The sequence below is a fragment of the Pseudomonas sp. Eqa60 genome (assembly GCF_018326405.1).
Lineage (GTDB): Bacteria > Pseudomonadota > Gammaproteobacteria > Pseudomonadales > Pseudomonadaceae > Aquipseudomonas > Aquipseudomonas protegens.
This window is the reverse complement of sequence record NZ_AP024342.1, coordinates 3,391,917-3,412,308: the sequence shown is the minus strand read 5'-3', so window position 1 is coordinate 3,412,308 and position 20,392 is coordinate 3,391,917. Positions and strand designations below refer to the sequence as shown.

The window sequence follows — 20,392 nt, the reverse complement described above, 5'->3', positions numbered from 1 at the left end:
CAACAAAAACAACCCGAAGAGGTGTCGATATGCGTCTTTTGAAAGCAGTGGTCCCGGCAGCATTGGCGGTCTTGTGCAGCACCGCCGTCCAGGCACAACCCAGTGTCAGCGTGTACAACTGGACCGACTACATCGGCCAGACCACCCTCGCCGACTTCCAGGGCAAGACCGGGGTCAAGGTGATCTACGACGTCTTCGACTCCAACGAAACCCTGGAGGGCAAACTGCTGGCCGGGCGCACCGGCTACGACGTGGTAGTGCCCTCCAACCACTTCCTGGCGCGCCAGGTGAAGGCCGGCGCGTTCCTCAAGCTCGACCGCTCGCAGTTGCCCAACTGGAAGAACCTGGACCCCAAGCTGCTGGCCCTGCTGGAGCAGAACGACCCCGGCAACCAGTACTCGGTGCCCTACCTCTGGGGCACCAACGGCATCGGCTACAACGTCGACAAGGTCAAGCAGGTACTGGGCATCGACCACATCGACTCCTGGGCGGTGCTGCTGGAGCCTGAGAACCTCAAGAAGCTGCAGCAGTGCGGGGTGTCGATGATGGACTCGCCGGATGAAGTGTTCCCGGCGGTGCTCAACTACCTGGGCCTGGACCCGCGCAGCGAGAACCCCGAGGACTACAAGAAGGCCGAGGCCAAGCTGCTGACCCTGCGCCCCTACATCACCTACTTCCACTCCTCCAAGTACGTTTCGGACCTGGCCAACGGTGATATCTGCATCGCCTTCGGTTACTCCGGAGACGTGTTCCAGGCCGCCAACCGGGCCAAGGAAGCCAAGAACGGGGTGAACATCGCCTATTCGATTCCCAAGGAAGGCAGCAACCTGTGGTTCGACCTGCTGGCGATTCCCGCCGATGCCGGCAACGTCAAGGAAGCCCACGCCTTCATCAACTACCTGCTGGACCCGCAAGTGATCGCCAAGGTCAGCGCCTATGTCGGCTACGCCAACCCCAACCCGGCTTCCCAGCAGTACATGGAGGCCGACCTGGTGAACAACCCCGAGGTCTATCCACCTCAGGCCGTGCTCGACAAGCTGTACATCTCCACCACCCAGTCGCCGGCCATCATGCGCTTGATGACCCGCTCCTGGAGCAAAGTGAAGTCCAACAAATGATTCAGCCAAACCTTTCGGGCAGCGCCAACGGGCATGCCCGCTCCTACTACGCCGCCTCGGCCGGCAGCCTGCCCGGCTACCCATCGCTGGAGGGCCAACCGAGCGCCGACGTCTGCGTGATCGGCGGCGGTTTCACCGGGGTCAACACCGCCATCGAGCTGGCCCGGCGCGGGCTCTCGGTGATCCTCCTGGAAGCCCGGCGCATCGGCTGGGGCGCCAGCGGGCGCAACGGCGGCCAACTGATCCGCGGCATTGGCCACGAGGTCACAGGCTTTGCCCGCTACGTCGGCCAGGAAGGGGTGAAATACCTCGAGCAGGCCGGCATCGACTCGGTGGAGGTGGTACGCCAGCGCATCAGCGAACATGCCATCGACTGCGACCTGCGCTGGGGCTTCTGTGAGCTGGCCAACACCCCGGCCCAGTTCGCCGCCTTCCAGGCCGAGCAGGACAGCCTGGTCAGGCTGGGCTACCGCCACCCCACTCGGCTGGTGGCGCCCCAGGACATGCAGCAGGTGGTGGCCTCCTCGGCGTATGCCGGGGGCTGGTGGACATGGGCTCTGGGCACTTGCACCCGCTCAAGCTGGTGCTGGGCGAAGCGCGGCTGGCAGCGTCCCTGGGGGTGAGGATCTTCGAGCAGAGCCCGGTGCTGGAACTGACCCACGGCGACAGTGTGAAAGTGCGCTGCGCGACCGGCACCGTCACTGCCGGGCACCTGGTGCTGGCCTGCAATGCCCACCTGGAAGACCTCGAGCCGCGGCTCAGTGGCAAGGTGCTGCCGGCGGGCAGCTACATCATCACCACCGAGCCGCTGGCCGAGGCCCGGGCCAGGCAACTGATCCCGGACAACCTGGCGCTGTGCGACCAGAAAGTCGGCCTGGACTACTACCGCCTGACCGCGGACCGGCGCTTGCTGTTCGGCGGTGCCTGCCACTATTCGGGGCGTGATCCGGCGGATATTGCCGGCTACATGCGACCCAAGATGCTCAAGGTCTTCCCGCAGTTGCAGGATGTGGCGATCGACTTCCAGTGGGGCGGCAAGATCGGCATCACCGCCAATCGCTTCCCCCAGGTCGGGCGCCTGTCGCAGTACCCCAATGTGTACTACGCCCAGGGCTATTCCGGGCATGGCCTAAACGTCACCCACTGGACTGCGCGGCTACTGGCCGAAGCCATCCATGCCGGCCACAGTCGCGGCCTGGACGTGTTCAGCGGCGTGCCGCACATGACCTTCCCCGGCGGCCCGGCCCTGCGGGCACCACTGCTGGCCCTGGGCATGCTCTGGCACCGGATGCGGGAAATGCTCGGTTGATCGGCCCCCTTCGCTGGCACCACCCGGCCTCGTAGCATCCGGCTTGCCGGCGAACACCTTGCGCCGCACCTGCTGGCGTGTTCGCTGGCACGCCAGCTCCTGCGGGGCGGCGGGTTCCCTAGGTGAACCGGCGCTGCAGGAAATCCAGCAACAGGGCATTGACCTGCTGCGGCCGTTCGTTCTGGATCCAGTGCCCGCAGTCCGCCAGCAGGTGCTGCTCAAGGTCCGCCACCTTGCCCGGCATGCGCTTGAGGGTATGGGCTTCCAGTACACCCACCGGGTCCTGGTCGCCCAGCAGGAACAAGGTCGGTTGCTGGACCTGGGCATCGGCCAGGAACTCGGTGCGCTTCCAGGTCCGCTCGAAATTGCGGTACCAGTTCAGGGCACCGCGAAAGCCGCGCCCGGCAAAGGTCTGGCGATAGGCCTGGAAATCCTCCTCGCTGCACCACTGCGGCAACCCTGCGGGCACCGTCACCCCGTCGAACAAGCGGGCATCGGCCGGCTTGGGTTGCAGCAATGCACCGACATTGCCCATGAACAGGCGCAGGCTGGCGTCTATATCGGCGTCCAGTTCCGCCTCGGCCACTCCCGGCTGCTGGAAGTAGAGGATGTAGTTGAAATGCTCGCCGTGCACCTGGCGCATGATCTCGCTGGCCGGGCGTTTCGGCCGCCCGGCAAAGGGCACCGACAGGGTCACCAGCGCCGCCACCCGCTGCGGCTCCAGCAGCGCCAGGTGCCAGGCCACGGGGGCGCCCCAGTCGTGGCCGACGATGCACACCCGCTGCTGGCCGAAGGCGTGCATGGCCTGCTGGATATCGGCGCACAGGGTCAGCAGGTCGTAGGCCTGCACCGCCTCGGGAGCCGAGCTGCGGCCATAGCCACGCATTTCCGGGACGAACACCCGGAACCCCGCTGCCACCAGGGCCGGCACTTGATGGCGCCAGGAATGCCAGCACTCGGGAAAACCGTGCAGCAGCCATACCGGCTGCCCGTGTTCCGGGCCGCTGACCCGCACACTGAGCTCGATGCCGTTGACGGCCAGAACATGCTGTTGGGAGGAACTCATGGCGAATGCTCCAAGGCAGATGCAAGGAGCAGAACCTAGCAGATGTGGGCACCTGCCCCGAGAATCATTGACGCTCCGAATGATCCTGCTGCGCTGTCGGGGCCGGGCGGCTCAGCCGGGAATCAGCCGGCCAGGGAATGGGATTGCTGACGGATCAGGCGCTGGGTATCGAGGACTTTCTCCAGGGCCTGCTCGGAATCGGGGTCCTGCATGGGGGCGCGAATCGCCGCCGACACCAGGCTGATGAGCTTGGCCATGACTTCAGCATCGGTGGCCGGGCGTCCAAGGCTCATGGCCTGCATCAGCAGGCGCAGCTCGGTGCCGGCCATGACGCCGGAAATAGCCTTGAGGGCAAATTGCAGGCGCACCCCCAGCTCGTTGCGCGGCAGGTCCGGCAAAGCCAGGGCAAAGGCCTTGAAGAAGCGCTCGAACACCGGCTGGTAATGCTCCTTGAGGTATTCCTGGATAAAGGGCGAAGTATCGCTGTAGACCCGGCCAAGGAAGCGGATGAACGAGCGCCCTTCCACGCCGCCACTCTCGTCGCTGCGCTCGAGGCCCATGGCCGGGGCGAACAGCACCCCCAGCAGGGTTTCGCAGTCCAGCGGGCCCTCGGCCTGTTCCTCGCACTTGGCCAGCAGTTCCAGGCGCTGATCATTGAGTGGCCCCAGGCGCTGCATCAACAGGGCCTTCATCAGCGAATCCTTGTCGCCGAAGTGGTAGTTCACCGCCGCCAGGTTGACCTTGGCCCGCTCGGTGATCTGGCGCAGCAGCACCGCGTCGTAGCCGTACTTGATAAATAATGCCTCGGTCGCTTCCAGCAGTCGGGTCTTGGTGACATTGGGGGCACTGAGTTTCTTGGCGACCATGGAGGACTAACCTTTGCTGGGATGAAAAACTGACCGTTCGAACAGTGTTTAAAAAAAAAATTTGATTTTTTATACCTGCGAGAAGCCCTAAAAGCAAGCGCCCGAGGGACCGTCACGGTGGCCACCGGCCTTTTTGTGACCCACGGGTTTCTCCGCAAAAAAACCTGGAAAAAGCCCTCAATTACCCGGTTCAGACGGCTGGCGTGGCAGGATGAACGCAGTTACTATTCAAACAATGTTTTTAAAATAATAAATAAAACCAGAGCTTGGCCCTGCCCCTGAATACCCCTGTTGCGTGATCCCTGCGCCCCGTGGTTGTTCAAGCAGCCAGTCGAGCCAGCCGGCGCGGTAAGCGATGACAGAGACGATAATCGAGCAAGGTTTTATCTCCCTGCAGGGCATAGGCAAGAGCTATCGGCTGGCGGAGCAACCGCTCCACATTCTCAAGAACGTCTCCCTTTGCATCGAGGCCGGTGAAAGCTGCGCCATCCTGGGTGCCTCCGGTTCCGGCAAAAGCACCCTGCTGAACATTCTCGGCCTGCTGGATCTGCCCGACAGCGGCGACTATCACTTTGCCGGCCACGATATCTTCCGCGCCAGCCCCGACCAGTTGGCGGCGATCCGCAACCAGCAGATCGGCTTCGTGTTCCAGAGCTTCAACCTGCTGCCGCGTCTCAGCGCCCTGGACAACGTCGCCCTGCCCCTGAGCTACCGCGGCGTGGCCCGGCGTGATTCCCTGGAGCGGGCCATGCACATGCTCGACCAGGTAGGCCTCGGGCAACGCGCCGACCACCGCCCGGCGGACCTTTCCGGCGGCCAGCGCCAGCGGGTGGCGATCGCCCGGGCCCTGGTGGGCGAACCCTCGGTGATCCTCGCCGACGAACCCACCGGCAACCTCGACAGCCACACCGCCCAGGACATCATGGACCTGCTGCTGGCGCTGAACCGCGAGCGTCGGGTGACCCTGATCATCGTCACCCACGACCCCAATATCGCCCAGCGCCTGGAACGGCAGATCCGTGTCACCAATGGCGTGGTGCAGGAGGTCTGCCCGGCATGAGCCTCAAGGTCGAGCAAAGCGCCAGCCAGCTGCTGCACGAAGCCTTCGTCAGCCTGCGCACCCTGGGCAAGCGTTCGATCCTGGCCCTGCTGGGCATCGTCATCGGCAGTTCCTCGGTGGTGGCACTGATCAACATCGGCCACAACGCCGCCGAGGACGCCGCGGCGATCTTCCAGAACATGGGCACCGACACCCTGGTGGCCCGCTTTCCCGCCAGCGCCGACAGCCGCACGCCGCTGCCCGCGGCCCTGGACACCCGGGCGCTGAGCCAGGCGGTGCCTAGCCTGGTCAACATTGCCCCGACGGTGTTGCTCAGCGCCACGCTTATTCGCAATGGCCGCTCCGCCAACGCCAGCGTGGTGGGCGCGACCGCCGAGCTGGCGCCGGCCATGCGTCTGCAGTTGCGTGAGGGGCGCTTTCTCTCGGACTTCGATCAGAACGAAATCTATGCGGTGATCGGCCATCAGGTGGCTCAGACCCTGGGCGCCGCCGGGGCCCCGCTGCAACTGGGGGACCGGGTGCGGATCAACGACTACCTGTTCCTGGTCATCGGTATCCTGCAGAACCAGCCCAGCGCGGTGCTGGTGCCAATCCAGGCCAATGACTCGGTGTTCCTGCCCCAGGGCAGCATGCGGCGGATTTTCCCTTCGCCACAGATCGACAACGTGGTGACCCGGGTCGCCGGTGGCCAGAACATGGAGCAGGTCGCCGCGGCCATGACCCAGGCCTTGAAAAAGATCCTGCGCGGACGTGAGGTGGAAGTGCAGGTCCCGCAGCAGATCATCGACGGCATGACCCGGCAGAGCCGCACCTTTGGCTACCTGCTGATGGCCCTGGGCGGCATTTCCCTGGTGGGGGGTGGCGTGGGGGTGATGAACGTGATGCTGATGAATGTCTCGGAGCGCCGCCGCGAGATCGGCATCCGCATGGCCCTGGGCGCCCGGCAAAAGGACATCCGCAACCTGTTCCTGCTGGAGGCGGTTAGCCTGACCGCAGTCGGCGCCCTGTCGGGGGCGATACTGGGCGTCGCCTCGGCCTTTATCTACGCCCGGATGTCCGGCTGGCACTTCTCCCTGGCGGGAGCCGCACTGCCGCTGGGGATCGGGAGCACCCTGCTGGTGGGCCTGTTTTTCGGCCTGTACCCGGCCATTTCGGCATCCAGACTGCAACCGGTGGAGGCGTTGCGCGATGAATGACTGGCGCCTGCGAACACTCGCCTGCCTGTGCCTTTTGTACTTGCCGGCGCTCAGCGCCGATGAGCGGGTGGATCGCCCCTCCGCTCCCACCATGCGCAGCGACTACTCGCGCAGCGCCCTGCTCAGCCAGCAGGTCACCGACCTGACCCTGGGGGACGCGGTCTACCTGGGCTTGCGCAACAACCGCAGCATCCGCAGTTCGTACCTGCAGCGGGTGGCGCAGAAGTTCGACCTGCGGGTGGCCGAGGATGTGTTCAACCCCAAGCTGCTGATCACCGGCAACTACCGCACCACCCGGGGCAGCAGCGACACCACGCAGAACCTCAACATGGCCCCGGCCACCAGCCTGTTGAGCGAGTACGGCACGCGCCTGAGCATGGCCTGGATCCAGGACCTGAACAAAGCCGATCGGGCCGGCCGCCAGCGCAGCGACGGCCTGGACCTGGCGATCATCCAGCCATTGCTGCGCGGCGCCGGCTGGGACGTGACCACCGCGCCGTTGCGCCTGGCGCGCATCACCGAACAAAGCAACCGCCTCAACCTCAAGGCCGGGGTCGCCCAGACCATCACCGCGATCATTACCACCTACCGCGAGCTGCTGCGTTCCCAGGAACAGCTGACCATCGCCCAGGAAGCCCTCAAACGCGCCAATGCCCTGCTGGAAGTCAACCGCGCGCTGATCAGCGCCGGGCGCATGGCCGAGTTCGAGATCGTGCAGACCGAAGCCGACATCGCCAGCCAGGAGCTGGGGGTGGAGGAAGCGCGCAACCAGGTGGACGTCAACCGCCTGTCGCTGCTGCGTCTGCTGGCCCTGGACATGTCCAGCCGGATCCACGCCAGCGAGGCCCTGCAGGCGGCCAAGATCAGCATCGACCAGCGCGAGGCCCTGCGGCTTGCGCAGATCCAGCAGCCCGAATACCTGGCTACCCTGCTGGGCAGCCAGCAGGCCGATCTGAACCTGGTGATCGCCAAGGACCAGTCGCGCTGGGACGTATCCCTGGTGGCCGGGGCCAACCAGACCCGCAGCCGCTATGACAATGACACCAGCAACGGTTCGGACCGGCGCTGGGACAGCTACGCCGGGGTCCAGGTGCAGATTCCCATTGGCGACCTGAGTACCCGCCAGGCCGAGGTCCACGCCCGGGTCAATGTGGAGAACCAGGAAATCCTCCTGGCCGATGCCCGCCAGGTGCTGGAGCGTGACGTCAACAACGTGGTGCGCGACCTGGGCACCCGCTGGCGCCAGTACGAGATTGCCCAGCGCGCCAGCGAACTGTCCAAGCGCAAGCTGGACATCGAACGGGAAAAGCTCAGTGCCGGCCGTTCCAGCAACTTCCAGGTGCTGAGTTTCGAGGGTGACCTGCGCAACGCCGAGAATGCCCGGCTCAATGCGCTGATCGCCTACCTGAACGCCCAGACGCAACTGGACCTGACCCTGGGCATGACTTTGGAGAGCTGGGACATTGCGCTCAATGACTTCTGACAAGCCGCAGGCGAGCAAGCGCCGTCGCCATACCCTGCAAGCGCTGGCCCTGGCCGTCGCCCTCGCCGTGGGCGCCGCTGCCCTGGTCACCCTCCAGTCCCCCGCCAGCACTCCGGCCAGCGAGGCCCGCTGGGTCAGCGTGCAAGGCACGGTACTGACTCACCAGATCGGCCTGGTGGGCAAGATCGAACCCCAAAAGACCGTGGTCCTCACCGCCCCGTTCGAAGGCAATGTGCAGGCCAGCCTGGTGGAACAGGGCCAGCGCGTAGAGGCCGGCCAGGTCCTTTTGCAGATGGACCCGGGGCTGGTGGAGATCCAGTCGCGCGAAGCCCTTTCCACCTTGCTCAAGGCCCGCCGCACCGTCCAGGAGCTGCAGGACTGGAACAACGGCGCCGTGGTCACCCGAGCCCGCCGTACCCTGCGCAACTCGCAGATGTCCCTGGCCAATACCGAACGCAAGCTGCGGGAAAGCCAGAACCTGTTCCAGCGCGGAATCATTCCGCGCAACGAGCTCAACGACCAGGAGCAACAGGCACAGATGCAGCGCCTGGACCTGGCCGCCGCCCAGAGTGAATTGCAGCAGGCGCTGAACCAGGGCACGGGGGAATACCGGCAGATTGCCGAAATGGAGTTGACCAACGCCACGGTCAAGTACGACGCCCTGCGCAAACTGCTGGAGCACAAGAACGTGGTCGCCCCCTTTGCCGGCATCGTGGTGCCGCCACCCAATGGCGGCGCGGGCCCGAACACCGCCGGTGCCGCCAACGGTCCGGTGCAGACCGGTTCACGCCTGAGCCCGGGGCAAGTGCTGTTCGGCCTGGCCAACATCGAACAGCTGAAGATCGTCAGCAAGGTGTCGGAGCTGGACATCAACCAACTGCACCAGGGGCAGCGCGTGGAAATTCTCGGTGACGGCTTTGATGGTGAACGCCTGGAAGGCGTGGTGGATATCGTCAGCAGCCTGGCCCTGCCCAACGAAACCGCAGGTGCCGGAGCGCAATTCCCGGTGACCCTGTCGGTGCCCAAGCTCAGCCGCGAACAACTGCAACGGGTGCGCCTGGGCATGAGCGCGCGGCTGACCATCGTCACCTACCGCAACGACCAGGCCATCGTGCTGCCGCCTGCGGCGATCCAGCGCGACGCCGACGGCATGAGCGTGGAATACCGGGCAACGGCCGATCAACCAGGCCAGCGGGTGCCGGTGACCGTGGGCCAATCGACCCCGGAGGGCGTGGAAGTGTTCGGCCTGCAACCGGGCCAGGTCCGCCTGCCCAACGCCTTGTAGGCGCTGGCTAGCCAGCGAAGGCGCCTTCGGAAACGGCGCAAGGCCCAGGGGCCTCTTCGCCGGCAAGCCGGCTCCTGCGGGTCAGCGCAGGGCGCGGCGCAGGACTTTGCCCACGGTGGTCTTGGGCAGCTCTTGGGTACGGAACTCTACATAGCGCGGCACTTTGTAGCCGGTGAGGTATTCCCGGCAGTGGGCCAGCAACTGGTCCTGGGTCAGCGCCGGGTCCTTGCGCACGACGAAGATCTTCACTTTCTCGCCGGTCACATCATCCTCGACGCCAATCGCCGCCACTTCCGCCACCCCGGGGTGCAAGGCCACCACATCCTCGATCTCGTTGGGGTACACGTTGAAACCGGAGACCAGGATCATGTCCTTCTTGCGGTCCACCAGGCGAATGAAGCCCTGCTCGTTCATCACCCCGACATCCCCGGTGGACAGCCAGCCGTGGCGGTCCAGAACCTTGGCGGTTTCCTCCGGGCGCTGCCAGTAGCCCTTCATCACCTGCGGCCCGCGTACCTGCAGCTCGCCCTCCTCGCCCAGCTCGGCCAGTTGGCCGTCCTCGCGCACGAAGCGCACCCAGGTCGAAGGCAGCGGTACGCCGATGGTCCCGGTGAAATCGCCTTCGCGCATGCGCGCAATGTCGATCGGGCTGATGCTCACCACCGGCGAGCACTCGGTCAGGCCGTAGCCTTCGATGATCGGCACCCCGGTGACTTCCTTCCAGCGCCGGGCCACCGAGGTGTGGGTGGCCATGCCGCCCGCAATCGCCAGCTTCAGGTCGGAGAAATCCCTGCCGCGAAACTCTTCGTTCTCCAGCAGGCCGTTGAACAGGGTGTTGACCCCGACGATGCCGCTGAACTTTTCCTTGCGCAGGATCATCTGCACCCGCTTCACATCCCGCGGGTTGGCGATCAGGATGTTGCGCCCGCCCAGGCACATGAACATCAGGCAGTTCACCGTCAGCGACAGCACGTGGTACAGCGGCAACAGGGTGACGTTGGTTTCCTGCTGGTTCTCGTCCAGCTGGTCACCGACCCAGGCCTTGGCCTGCATCAGGTTGGCGAGGATGTTGCGGTGCGTGAGCATGGCGCCCTTGGCATCGCCCGTGGTGCCGCCGGTGTATTGCAGGAAGGCGATGTCGTCCTGCTTGAGTTCCACCGGGCGGTGCTCCAGCACGCTGGCCAGCTTCATCATCGCCGGAAAGCGGATGGCCCCCGGCAGGTTGAATTTCGGCACCTGCTTTTGCACATGGCGCAAGGCGAAGTTCAGGGCTGCGCCCTTGAAGGTGCCCAGCAGGTCACCGATGGCGGCCACCACGATGTTCTTCAATTGGCTGCCCGGCATCGCCTGTTCCAGGGTGTGGGCGAAATTCTCGAAGATCACCACGGTCTCGGCGCCGCTGTCCTTGAGCAGGTGCCGCAGTTCGTGCGCCGTGTACAGCGGGTTGACGTTGACCACCACGGCCCCCACCAGCAGGGTGCCGAACAGGCAGATCGGGTACTGCAGGCAGTTGGGCATCATCAACGCCACCCGGTCGCCCTTCTTCACTCCCTTGGACTGCAACCAGGCGGCGAAAGCGAATACCCGCTTCTCCCACAGGTCGTAGCCCATCTCGGTGCCGATGCTCACATAGGCCACCCGTTGGCGATACTTGTCCACGTGTTCGAGGAACACTTCCCGCAGCGACGGGTAACGGTCGATCTCGGCTTCGATATCGCTGGGCACTCCCGGCAGGTAAGCGTTCAGCCAGATACGCTCGACGGGTTGCAGGCTCACGACACTCATTGGCAGTCTCCTTGTTATTTTATTTTTCGACGATGGCGGTTACGCCCAGCCCGCCTGCTGCACAGATGGAAATCAGCCCGCGGCCGCCGCCGCGCTCATGGATCGCCTTGGCCAGGGTCGCCAGTTGCCGCCCACCGGTGGCGGCGAACGGATGCCCGCAGCCCAGGGAGCCGCCGTTGACGTTGAGCTTGCTGCGCTCGATGCTGCCCAGCGGTCCGTCTAGGCCGAGCTTGTCCCGGCAGTAATCAGCGTCCTCCCAGGCCTTGAGGGTGCACAGCACCTGGGCGGCAAAGGCTTCGTGGATCTCGTAGAAGTCGAAATCCTCCAGGCTCAGGCCCTCCCGGGCGAGCATGCGCGGCACGGCATAGGCCGGGGCCATCAGCAGCCCTTCACTGCCGTCGACAAAGTTCACCGCGGCGGTTTCCCCGGTACGCAGGTAGGCCAGCACCGGCAGGTTGTTGGCCGCCGCCCAGTCTTCGCTGGCCAGCAGCACCACCGAGGCGCCATCGGTGAGCGGGGTCGAGTTGCCGGCGGTCAGGGTGCCGTTGTGGCGGTCGTAGGCCGGGCCCAGGCCGGCGAGCTTCTCCAGGCTGGCGTCGGCCCGCAGGTTGTTATCGCGTTTCAGGCCGCGGTACGGGGTGATCAGGTCATCGAAGAAGCCGCGCTGGTAGGCCGCATTCAACTGGTGGTGGCTGGTGAGGGCCAGTTCATCCTGGGCCAGGCGCTTGATCTGCCAGCGCTTGGCCATTTCTTCGCAGTGCTCGCCCATGGACAGCCCGGTGCGCGGCTCGCCGTTGCGTGGCAGCAACGGCTTGAAGAGCATCCCCGGGCGCACCTTGAGCAGGCTGCGCAGCTTGTTGCCGGTGCCCTTGGCGCGGTTGGCCTGGAGCAAGGTGCGGCGCAGGCCTTCGTTAATGCCGATGGGCGCGTCGGAGGTGGTGTCGGCGCCCCCGGCAATGCCCACTTCGATCTGCCCCAGGGCGATCTTGTTGGCCACCAGCAGCGCCGCCTCAAGCCCGGTGCCGCAGGCCTGCTGCAGGTCATAGGCCGGGGTCTGCGGCGACAGGGTGGTGGACAAGAGACTTTCCCGGGCCAGGTTGAAATCCCGCGAATGCTTGATCACCGCCCCCGCGGCGAACTCCCCCAGGCGCTGGCCGGACAGGCCGTAGCGATCCACCAGGCCCTGCAACGCCGCCACCAGCAGGTCCTGGTTGCTGTCATTGGCATATACCGTGTTGGAACGGGCGAACGGAATCCGGTTACCGCCCAGGATCGCCACCCGGCGTACCGGCGCCGGATTGAAACTGTACTCAGCCATCAACGAGCTCCCCAGATAAATAGACCGCGCATGTGGGGCTTGTCCCCCGCGTTGTTGCGCACTTCGAACTCATGGCGCGGGCCGTCCGGCAGGCGATTCCACAGGGTCACCGCCGCCGGCAGGAAGATCGGCAGCTTGAACTCGCAGTCCAGTTGGGCCGCCGCCAGTGGATGGGGCGGTTGCTGGGCCGCCAGGGCCCGGCCCAGGGTCCACATGCCGTGGGCAATGGGCCGGCGGAAGCCGAACAGCCGGGCGCCCAGCCATGAGGTATGGATCGGGTTGAAGTCGCCGCTGACCTGGGCAAAGCGGCGGCCCAGATCGCCCCCCAGGCTCCAGCGCTGAGTGCGCACCAAGGCCTGCTCATCCCATTGCAACAAGCCCTCCCAGGGCTCGCCGATGGGCCCGGCTACACCGCGGCGCAGGTACAGGCTGTCGCTTTCCCAGACCAGGCTGCCGCCACTGTGGGCCCGGGTGGCAATCGACAGCGCCTGGCCCTTGGGATGGGCCAACCAACGCTCGGCAAACACCTCCAGGCGCAGGGCCTGGCCCTCCTCCAACCGTTGGTACTGGCGGATGCGGTTGGCCAGGTGGACCATGCCACTGGCCGGATAGGGAAACGTCGGGCGGGTCAGCAGCAACAGATGCAGCGGGAACGCCAGGGTGTGGGGAAACGCCAGCGGCACCCCGTGTTCCCGGCGAAAGCCGCAGGCCTGGGCGTAACGGGCTATTTCGTCGGCCTTGAGCTCTACCGCCGGGCGCACCAGGCGCTCCGTCGGCAGTTGGGGCGCGGCGTCCGGCTTGGGCTTGCGCAGGCTGCGGATGCCGTCGTAAAGCAGCTGCCCCCGGGAGGGCGGCGGCTCGATGATGCGAATTGCGGTATCAGCATTCATGGCTCAGGCCCCCAGCAGGCTTTGCCCGCAGACGCGGACCACCTGTCCATTGATCCCGCCGGAGGCCGGATGGGCCAGCCAGGCGATGGTTTGCGCCACGTCCTCGGCCTGACCGCCCTGGTTCATGGAGTTCATGCGCCGCCCGGCCTCGCGGATCATCAGCGGGATCTTCGCGGTCATCTGGGTTTCGATAAAACCCGGGGCCACGCCATTGACGGTGATCTGCTGGCGCGCCGCCAAAGGGGCGAGGTTCTGCACCAGGCCGATGACCCCGGCCTTGGAGGTGGCGTAGTTGCTCTGCCCGAGGTTGCCGGCGATCCCGGAAATCGACGAGACGCAGACGATGCGCCCGCCGGGATTCAGGCCCTGGCCTTCCAGCAGCGCCTGGCTGAGCAGCAGCGGCGCTTCCAGGTTGACCGCCATGACCTTGCGCCACGCTGCCTCGGTCATCTTCGCCAGGGTCTTGTCCTGGGTGATGCCGGCGTTGTGCACCACGATATCGAAGGCGCCGTGCTCGCCGACGAACTCCAGCAGGCGTTGCCCGGCGTTGGCCGCGGTGATGTCCAGGGCCAGGGCGCTGCCCTTGATCCCGGCAGCCGCCTGCTGCAGCTCGGCCTCGCTCTGGGGAATGTCCAGGCACACCACCTGGGCGCCCTCCCGGGCCAGGACCTTGGCAATGGCCAGGCCGATGCCGCGGCAGGCCCCGGTGACCAGTGCCCGGCGCCCGCCCAGGGGCTGTTGCCAATCGATGTGCCGGGGCACTTCCACCGGTTCGCCGATGCGCACCACCTGCCCCGATACATAGGCCGAGCGGCGCGACAGGAAGAACCGCAGGCTGCTGTCCAGCTCGGCTTCGGCGCCGGGCTCGACGTACAGCAACTGCACCGTGATGGCCCGACGCAGCTCCTTGCCCAGGGAACGCACGAAGCCTTCCAGGGCCCGTTGCGCCACCGCCTGGGCCAGTTCCTTGCAGTGCTCCGGCGGCGTACCCAGCACCAGCACCCGGCCGTGGGCAGTCAGGCGCCGCACATTGGCGTGGAAGAAGCGGTACAGCTCGTCCAGCTGGGCGATGTCGGCCACCCCACTGGCATCGAACACCAGGCCCTGGACCTTCACCGTGGAAGGCGCGGTGATGCTTGCGGCCTGGGCCGCCACGGTGTCGGTAGCGGCGAAGATCCGTTGCAGCTCGCCCAGCAGGCGCCCCTCGGACGCTGCGGCGAGGACCACCGGGTTGAGCAGGTTGCCGCCCTGCCCCTCGCGGTGCCGTTGCAGCGGCACCGGTTGCGGCAGGCCGGTGCGCTGGGCCAGCCAGCGGCCCCAGCCGGAATTGACGAACGAAAGATAACCGTCAGACATAAAGAGATCCCGATCCAATCCTGTAGAGGGTCAATAGGCCGAATCGCTGGCGGCCACTGCGTCTTCGCTGCTGGCCGCGCGTTTGCGCGAGGCCGGCTTGGCGCTTTGCTCGAAGTGCGCCTGACGCTGTTGCAGGGCTTCGAGCAGACCGAAGTCCTGGGGGAAATCGTCGACCTGGATCGCGTGGTCGCCGTATTCCACATAGCGCCCCAGCAGCTCGTCCTCGTCCGGGCTGATCAGTTGCAGCTCCAGGGCCTTGACCCGCCAGATCACGAAGGCCTCGCGGGAGATCGGCAACGGCGCCAGGCTGCCCTGCTTGATCGCCGGCTTGAGCCGCGCCTCGATCAGGTCCACCTGTGGCTGCAGGCGGAACGCCAGTTCGCCATAGGCCAGCTTGTCGATATCCGGCTGCGGGATGTAGGAGTCGGCCAGCAGGCGGTCGCGGGTCGGGCCCGGGGTCTGCACCAGTTCGGCGACTTGCGCCAGCAGGCGGTCCGACGGCTTGCGCTGGGGAATGCCCAGGGGAAAGCTCAAGCCACGGATGATCCGCGCGGCAGCCTTGGACGGATAGTTGTCCAGCACTTCGGCCAGAGCTTCATGGGCCCGCAGCAGGCAGTCCTGGGCGGCCCAGTGCACCAGCGGCAGGTCGGCCTGCGGCCGGCCATCGTCCTCGAAGCGCTTCAACACGCAGGACAGGATGTACAGCTGGGACAGAATGTCCCCCAGGCGCCCGGTGATGCTTTCCTTGCGCTTGAGGGCACCGCCCAGCACGCCCATGGAAATGTCCGAGGCCAGGGCCAGCACCACCGACAGACGCTGGATCTGCCGGTAGTAGCCGGCCAGGGCCTTGTCGGTGTTGCCCGGGGCCTTGATCAGGCGCCCGCCAGTGACCGCGTGCACGGCAGCGCGCACGGTGTTGGCGAAGACGAAGCTGATATGGCCGAACATCGCGCTGTCGAACGCTTCCAGGCCCTTGCGCCCGGTATCCCGGGCCGCTTCCATCTCGCGAAAGACATAGGGATGGCAACGGATCAGCCCCTGACCGTAGATGATCAGGCAGCGGGTCATGATGTTCGCGCCTTCCACGGTGATGGCGATCGGGCTTTGCTGGTAGGCCCGGGCCAGGAAGTTGTTGGGCCCCATGCAGATGCCCTTGCCGGCAACGATGTCCATGCCGTCATTGACCATGGCCCGGGCGCGCTCGGTGACGTGGTACTTGGCGATGGCCGAGATCACCGAGGGCTTCTCGCCGGCATCCAGGGACGCCACCGAGACCTTGCGCACCGCGTCGCAGGCATACAGGTGCCCGGCCATGCGGGCCAGGGGCGCCTGCACCCCTTCGAACTTGCCGATGGGCAGGCCGAACTGCTTGCGCATCGCCGCGTAGGCCGTGGTGCCGCGCACCGCCACCTTGCCCAGGCCGACGTTGGCCGAGGGCAGGGAAATGGCGCGCCCGGCGGCCAGGCATTCCATCAGCATGCGCCAGCCGTTGCCCACCTGGTCGCCACCGCCGATCACCCATTCCAGGGGGATGAACACATCCTTGCCGGTGGTCGGGCCATTCTGGAACACCGCGTTCAGCGGCCAGTGGCGACGCCCGGTATTGACCCCGGGATGAGTAGTGGGAATCAGCGCGCAGGTGATCCCCAGGCTGCCCTTGGTGCCCAGCAGGCCGTCCGGGTCCTCGGCGCGAAAGGCCAGGCCCAGCACCGTGGCGATCGGGCCCAGGGTGATGTAGCGCTTGTCCCAGGTAACCCGGAAGCCCAGCACTTCCTGGCCCTCGAACTGGCCCTTGCAGACCACGCCGGTATCGGGAATGGCCCCGGCGTCGGAGCCGGCATAGGGGCTGGTCAGGGCGAAGCAGGGAATGTCTTCGCCCCGGGCCAGGCGCGGCAGGTAATGCTGGCGCTGGGCCTCGGTACCGTAGTGCAGCAGCAGTTCGGCCGGGCCCAGGGAGTTGGGCACCATCACCGAGATTGCCGCCGCCGAGCAGCGGGTGGAGAGCTTCATCACCACTTGGGAGTGAGCGTAATGGGAGAAGCCTTTGCCGCCGTACTGCTTGGGAATGATCATCCCCAGGAAACCCGCGTCCTTGGTGTATTGCCAGGCCTTGGGCGAGAGGTCCTGCCAGACCTGGGTGGTTTCCCAGTCGTTGGCCATGTCGCACAGGGTTTCCACTTCGTTGTCCATGAACGCCTGCTCTTCGGCGCTCAGGCTGGCCGGCGCGGCGCCTATCAGGCGCGACCAGTCGGGCTTGCCGCTGAACAGCTCGGCATCCCACCAGACCGTGCCGGATTCGATGGCCGCGCGCTCGGTGTCGGACATGGCCGGCATGATCTTGCGGAACATGACCAGGGCACGACGGGTGAGCAAGGCCCGACGCAGCGGCTTGACGCTCAACAGCGCAGCCGGCAGCACCACCAGCAGCGCCGCGAGGCTGATGCCCAGCGAGCCCACCAGGCCCAACCAGTGCCCTGCCCCCAGCCAGACCAGGGCCGAGCCCAGCCACCAGGATGCCGGGGCCTGCCGATAGGCCAGTGCGAACGCAGCGGCGAGTCCCACCAATAACCAGACAATCATGGAATACCTCTCTTGTTCTATGCAGACGACCACTTGGAGCCTGGGCGTTGTGCCGGCCCCTCGAAGATCACCCTACAAAGGAAACTGCCGCGTTTCAAATTTTATTTTTAAATATTGTTTTGAGTGATTTCAGCAACGCACAACGGCCGAACGATGTCAGCCAGGGCTTGGGGAAATGGCAGGTCAAGACGGGTCCTGAGGTGACCCGTCCCGCCGACGGCAGTAGCACAATCCCTTTGTACTGCCGTTATCTCGAGGCGTGGGTAAAGCCTTTACCCTCAGAAGTGATAGGTCGCGGAGAGACTCACCACCTCGCCCTTGGCGTCGACCTTGCCATCCAGGCGCGAGGCACCGAGACGGTCCACGTTCTGGGTCTTGATCTTGGCTTCCTTGACGAATTGCCGGGAATAGGCGCCGTCGATGGTCAGGCCGGGGATCGCCCTGATGTCATAGCCGAAGCCCAGGGAAGTGAACCAGCGATCGTTGTCGGGAATCCGCGGGTCACGTGTGCTGTTACGGGTTGGTGTCTGGTCGTACGCCACACCGGCCCGCAGGGTCAGCTGGTCGGTGAAGCGGTAGTCGCCACCCAGGGAATACATCATGGTGTCTTTGTACTTGTACGGGATGGAGACCAGGGTATTGCCATCGGACTTCAGGGTCAGGTCCTTGAACGACGACCATTGGGTCCACAGCATGCTGGCACCCAGGGTGAAGCGGTCATCGAACACGTGCACCCAGTCCAGCCCGGCGGAGGCTGGAATGTCCAGCTGGGCACTGGCGTTGGCACCATCCGGGTTCAGCTTCAGGCCGGGATAGGCCAGTTCCACCAGGCTTTCACCATTGGGCCCGGCCGGTTGGGTCATGTACTGGCGGCCTACCGCGTCGGCACGCACGTTGTACTTGCCGTCCATCTTGTTCTTGATCTTGGCGTGGTAGTTCAGGCCCAGGGTGTCGCGGTCGGTGGGTTTCCAGACCACGCCGGTGAACCAGCCTACCGAGGTATTGTCCACCTTGACCCGCATCAGGTTCGCCCCGACGCCGGATGGCAGCGGGATCCCGCCCAGGCCGGGAGATACCGCCGCGGCACCGGTCAGGTTGAGGTTCTGGCTGACGAAGCCCTTGCTGTGCTGGACGATGACCCCGGCACCCAGGGAGAAGTCGTCATTGACCTTGAACGACAGCGAGCCGGTCAGGCCCACGGTCTCGATCTTGGTATCCACCGAAAAGTCGCGGATCTTGGAATTGTCGTTGTCCCAGGTGCTGCGCATGCCCATGGGCACGACCTGGCTCAGGCCGAAGGCAAACTGATCGTTGATCGGCATTACCATGAAGCCGGTCGGCAACCAGGCGGTGAAGCCGCCCTGGCCACCATTGCCCTCCAGGGGCACCGGGCCACCGGTGGGGACGCCGGACGCATCCACCGGCAAGGTGGTGGCCGGATTCCCTTGATAATCGTAGGCATCGCCTTTGTATTTCATCTTGATGCGGGCGTAGTCGACCGTCATCTGTGCCACGTTCTGATCGATAAACGCCATGGCCGCCGGGTTGTTGTAAGCCGCGCTGGGGTCGTTCTTGAACAACGAACCACCACCGAAGGCCCGGCCCCATCCGGGAGCGCCGTAGGTAGGCGTGGTGAAGCCGCCTGCCTGAACAGTGCCGATCGCACCAAAGCCCCCCAACAGGGCGAGTGCCACCGCGATCTGCAACTGTTGTTTCTTATTATTCATGCCCCACTCCTTATTATTATCGATAGCAACCGACACTACAGGGCCCTCCTGATCTGCAGATCACCGCCTCTTGCGAGGCGGTGTCCTTCAGCGGGTGATCAGCCCTTGGTTCCAGATAACGCTTAAATCACGCTGACCTGTGGCGACGGCTTGGCGTTCAGCACATCCACGGAGCAGCCACCGCTCAGGGTCTGAGGCGTGCTCAGGCTCAGCGAGTGAGTCACGTTGCTCCAGGCCACGTTGATGGTGGTCGGACCGCAGTTGGTGGCAGGGAAGAAGGAAATGGTGTAACCCACGTTGGTCACGGTACCTGCGGTGGTGCTGGAGGCACTCAGGGTCCATGGCAAGCCAGTGATCTTCGGCAGGTTGCAGAGCGCGTTGCTGCCGCTGACGGTGGCGCCGGTGATGCTGGCCACGCCGCCGGCGATGTTGCCGCTGAAGTTGATGTTGCAGGTCACGGGCTGGTTGAACGAGGACGGCGAGCGCACGGTGATGGTGCCGCCAGGGGTAGTGAACGGACCATCCGGGTTCGCACCATCAATGGCGATGGATGCAGCGCTGGCCATGGAAGCAGCTCCCAAGCAGGCAACGATGGCGGTGGCGGACACGAGAGTTTTGATGCCTTTCATTGTTGTTTTTCCTCACATGTATGGCGATTCATTTCGCCGGGGTAATGGCCTTGAGCGAGACGACACGGAGAACAGCGACCGAGCTTCCCTTTCCAGCCAAATCTTCAATTCGATAAAGGTGTGACGTGCGCGTCAGGGTGCAACCCGGAACGTGGGTGGCATCTGGATCGATACGGTCTTGATGGTGCAGCCACCGTCGAGGCTGACCTGGGCCGCTTCGAGTTTTCCGGTGCTGTTGTTCCAACTGCCTTCGGCGGTGGACGGCCCGCAGTCGCCGCCCACCAGGGGCGCGTGCACGGTGACCTGGATACCCGACATGGCGCCGCTGGTTTCGTCCTTGGCGATCAGCTTCCAGGGCAGGTGCGTGGCTTCCACCTGGCCGCACTTGAGGCCGCCGCTGAAGTCGACTTTCTCGACGCTGGCGAAGCTGCCGTCGGGGCTGACCTTGCCGCTGACCTGGATGGTGCAGTCGGCATTGATGATGCTCTTGGCAAAGCTGATGGGGCCCTTGGCGGTGAACTCGGTATTGGCCGGTTCAATGCGCGCGGCTTCGGCGGCGCCCATCAGGGAGATCCCCACCAGGACCACGAACAACTGGGCAGTGAATAGCGGTGAAATAGACATCCGTGACTTCCTTACAGTTGCTTATTGTTGTTGTCGGTCAACTTGCTTAAGGACTGCCTACTGCGTTGCTCACCCTTCAAGCGGGCACATCACAGGCGAA

General features: G+C 65.1%; 15 protein-coding genes and 1 pseudogene. 6 read left to right on the top strand and 10 right to left on the bottom strand.

Annotated elements, in window-relative coordinates; all coding sequences use genetic code 11:
- Nucleotides 1-29: 29 nt before the first annotated feature.
- Complete coding sequence (locus KI242_RS15610; RefSeq protein WP_015635574.1) at nt 30-1,118, top strand: polyamine ABC transporter substrate-binding protein; 1,089 nt, start codon at nt 30-32, stop codon at nt 1,116-1,118.
- Nucleotides 1,115-2,427: pseudogene (locus tag KI242_RS15605) on the top strand (FAD-binding oxidoreductase). Before KI242_RS15610 ends, KI242_RS15605 begins: the two are co-directional and overlap by 4 nt.
- A gap of 118 nt (nt 2,428-2,545) precedes the next feature.
- Here the strand turns inward: KI242_RS15605 and KI242_RS15600 are convergent.
- Nucleotides 2,546-3,493 (bottom strand): alpha/beta hydrolase, encoded by a 948-nt coding sequence (locus tag KI242_RS15600; RefSeq protein ID WP_011061238.1) that lies wholly within the window; start codon nt 3,491-3,493, stop codon nt 2,546-2,548.
- Between the two features lie 122 nt (nt 3,494-3,615).
- Nucleotides 3,616-4,359: a TetR/AcrR family transcriptional regulator gene (locus KI242_RS15595; RefSeq protein ID WP_011061237.1), complete on the bottom strand. Its 744-nt coding sequence runs from the start codon at nt 4,357-4,359 to the stop codon at nt 3,616-3,618.
- A 355-nt stretch (nt 4,360-4,714) separates the two neighbouring features.
- On the opposite strand from KI242_RS15595, the gene KI242_RS15590 reads away from it, so the two are divergent.
- Genes KI242_RS15590 through KI242_RS15575 form a run of 4 tightly spaced genes read left to right on the top strand, consistent with a single transcriptional unit; the run spans nt 4,715 to nt 9,383 of the window.
- A complete protein-coding gene (locus KI242_RS15590) occupies nt 4,715-5,419 on the top strand; it encodes an ABC transporter ATP-binding protein (RefSeq protein WP_015635572.1) in 705 nt (234 codons plus the stop codon).
- Nucleotides 5,416-6,615, top strand: coding sequence for an ABC transporter permease (locus KI242_RS15585; protein WP_015635571.1), 1,200 nt, complete (start codon nt 5,416-5,418; stop codon nt 6,613-6,615). The genes KI242_RS15590 and KI242_RS15585 overlap by 4 nt, the downstream gene beginning before the upstream one ends.
- Nucleotides 6,608-8,098, top strand: a complete 1,491-nt coding sequence (locus KI242_RS15580) for a TolC family protein (RefSeq protein WP_011061234.1) — start codon at nt 6,608-6,610, stop codon at nt 8,096-8,098. The genes KI242_RS15585 and KI242_RS15580 overlap by 8 nt, the downstream gene beginning before the upstream one ends.
- Nucleotides 8,088-9,383 (top strand): efflux RND transporter periplasmic adaptor subunit, encoded by a 1,296-nt coding sequence (locus KI242_RS15575; protein WP_015635570.1) that lies wholly within the window; start codon nt 8,088-8,090, stop codon nt 9,381-9,383. The genes KI242_RS15580 and KI242_RS15575 overlap by 11 nt, the downstream gene beginning before the upstream one ends.
- Before the next feature lie 81 nt (nt 9,384-9,464).
- Here the strand turns inward: KI242_RS15575 and KI242_RS15570 are convergent, their stop codons facing one another.
- From KI242_RS15570 to praA, 8 genes are all read right to left on the bottom strand, one after another.
- On the bottom strand, nt 9,465-11,168 hold the full coding sequence (locus tag KI242_RS15570) for a long-chain-fatty-acid--CoA ligase (protein WP_015635569.1): 1,704 nt from the start codon (nt 11,166-11,168) through the stop codon (nt 9,465-9,467).
- Between the two features lie 19 nt (nt 11,169-11,187).
- On the bottom strand, nt 11,188-12,486 hold the full coding sequence (locus KI242_RS15565; RefSeq protein ID WP_015635568.1) for an acetyl-CoA C-acetyltransferase: 1,299 nt from the start codon (nt 12,484-12,486) through the stop codon (nt 11,188-11,190).
- Nucleotides 12,486-13,376 (bottom strand): MaoC/PaaZ C-terminal domain-containing protein, encoded by an 891-nt coding sequence (locus tag KI242_RS15560; RefSeq protein ID WP_015635567.1) that lies wholly within the window; start codon nt 13,374-13,376, stop codon nt 12,486-12,488. Before KI242_RS15560 ends, KI242_RS15565 begins: the two co-directional genes overlap by 1 nt.
- A 3-nt stretch (nt 13,377-13,379) precedes the next feature.
- A complete protein-coding gene (locus tag KI242_RS15555; protein ID WP_015635566.1) occupies nt 13,380-14,732 on the bottom strand; it encodes a 3-oxoacyl-ACP reductase in 1,353 nt (450 codons plus the stop codon).
- A 30-nt stretch (nt 14,733-14,762) separates the two neighbouring features.
- Nucleotides 14,763-17,312 carry an acyl-CoA dehydrogenase gene (locus KI242_RS15550; RefSeq protein WP_015635565.1) on the bottom strand — a complete coding sequence of 850 codons (2,550 nt, stop codon included), beginning with the start codon at nt 17,310-17,312 and terminating at the stop codon, nt 14,763-14,765.
- Between the two features lie 278 nt (nt 17,313-17,590).
- Complete coding sequence (locus KI242_RS15545; RefSeq protein ID WP_015635564.1) at nt 17,591-19,039, bottom strand: outer membrane protein transport protein; 1,449 nt, start codon at nt 19,037-19,039, stop codon at nt 17,591-17,593.
- A gap of 122 nt (nt 19,040-19,161) precedes the next feature.
- Nucleotides 19,162-19,668 carry an alkane oxidation protein activator PraB gene (praB, locus tag KI242_RS15540; protein WP_011061226.1) on the bottom strand — a complete coding sequence of 169 codons (507 nt, stop codon included), beginning with the start codon at nt 19,666-19,668 and terminating at the stop codon, nt 19,162-19,164.
- Nucleotides 19,669-19,800: 132 nt separating this feature from the next.
- Nucleotides 19,801-20,292, bottom strand: coding sequence for an alkane oxidation protein activator PraA (praA, locus tag KI242_RS15535; protein WP_015635562.1), 492 nt, complete (start codon nt 20,290-20,292; stop codon nt 19,801-19,803).
- Nucleotides 20,293-20,392 lie beyond the last annotated feature (100 nt).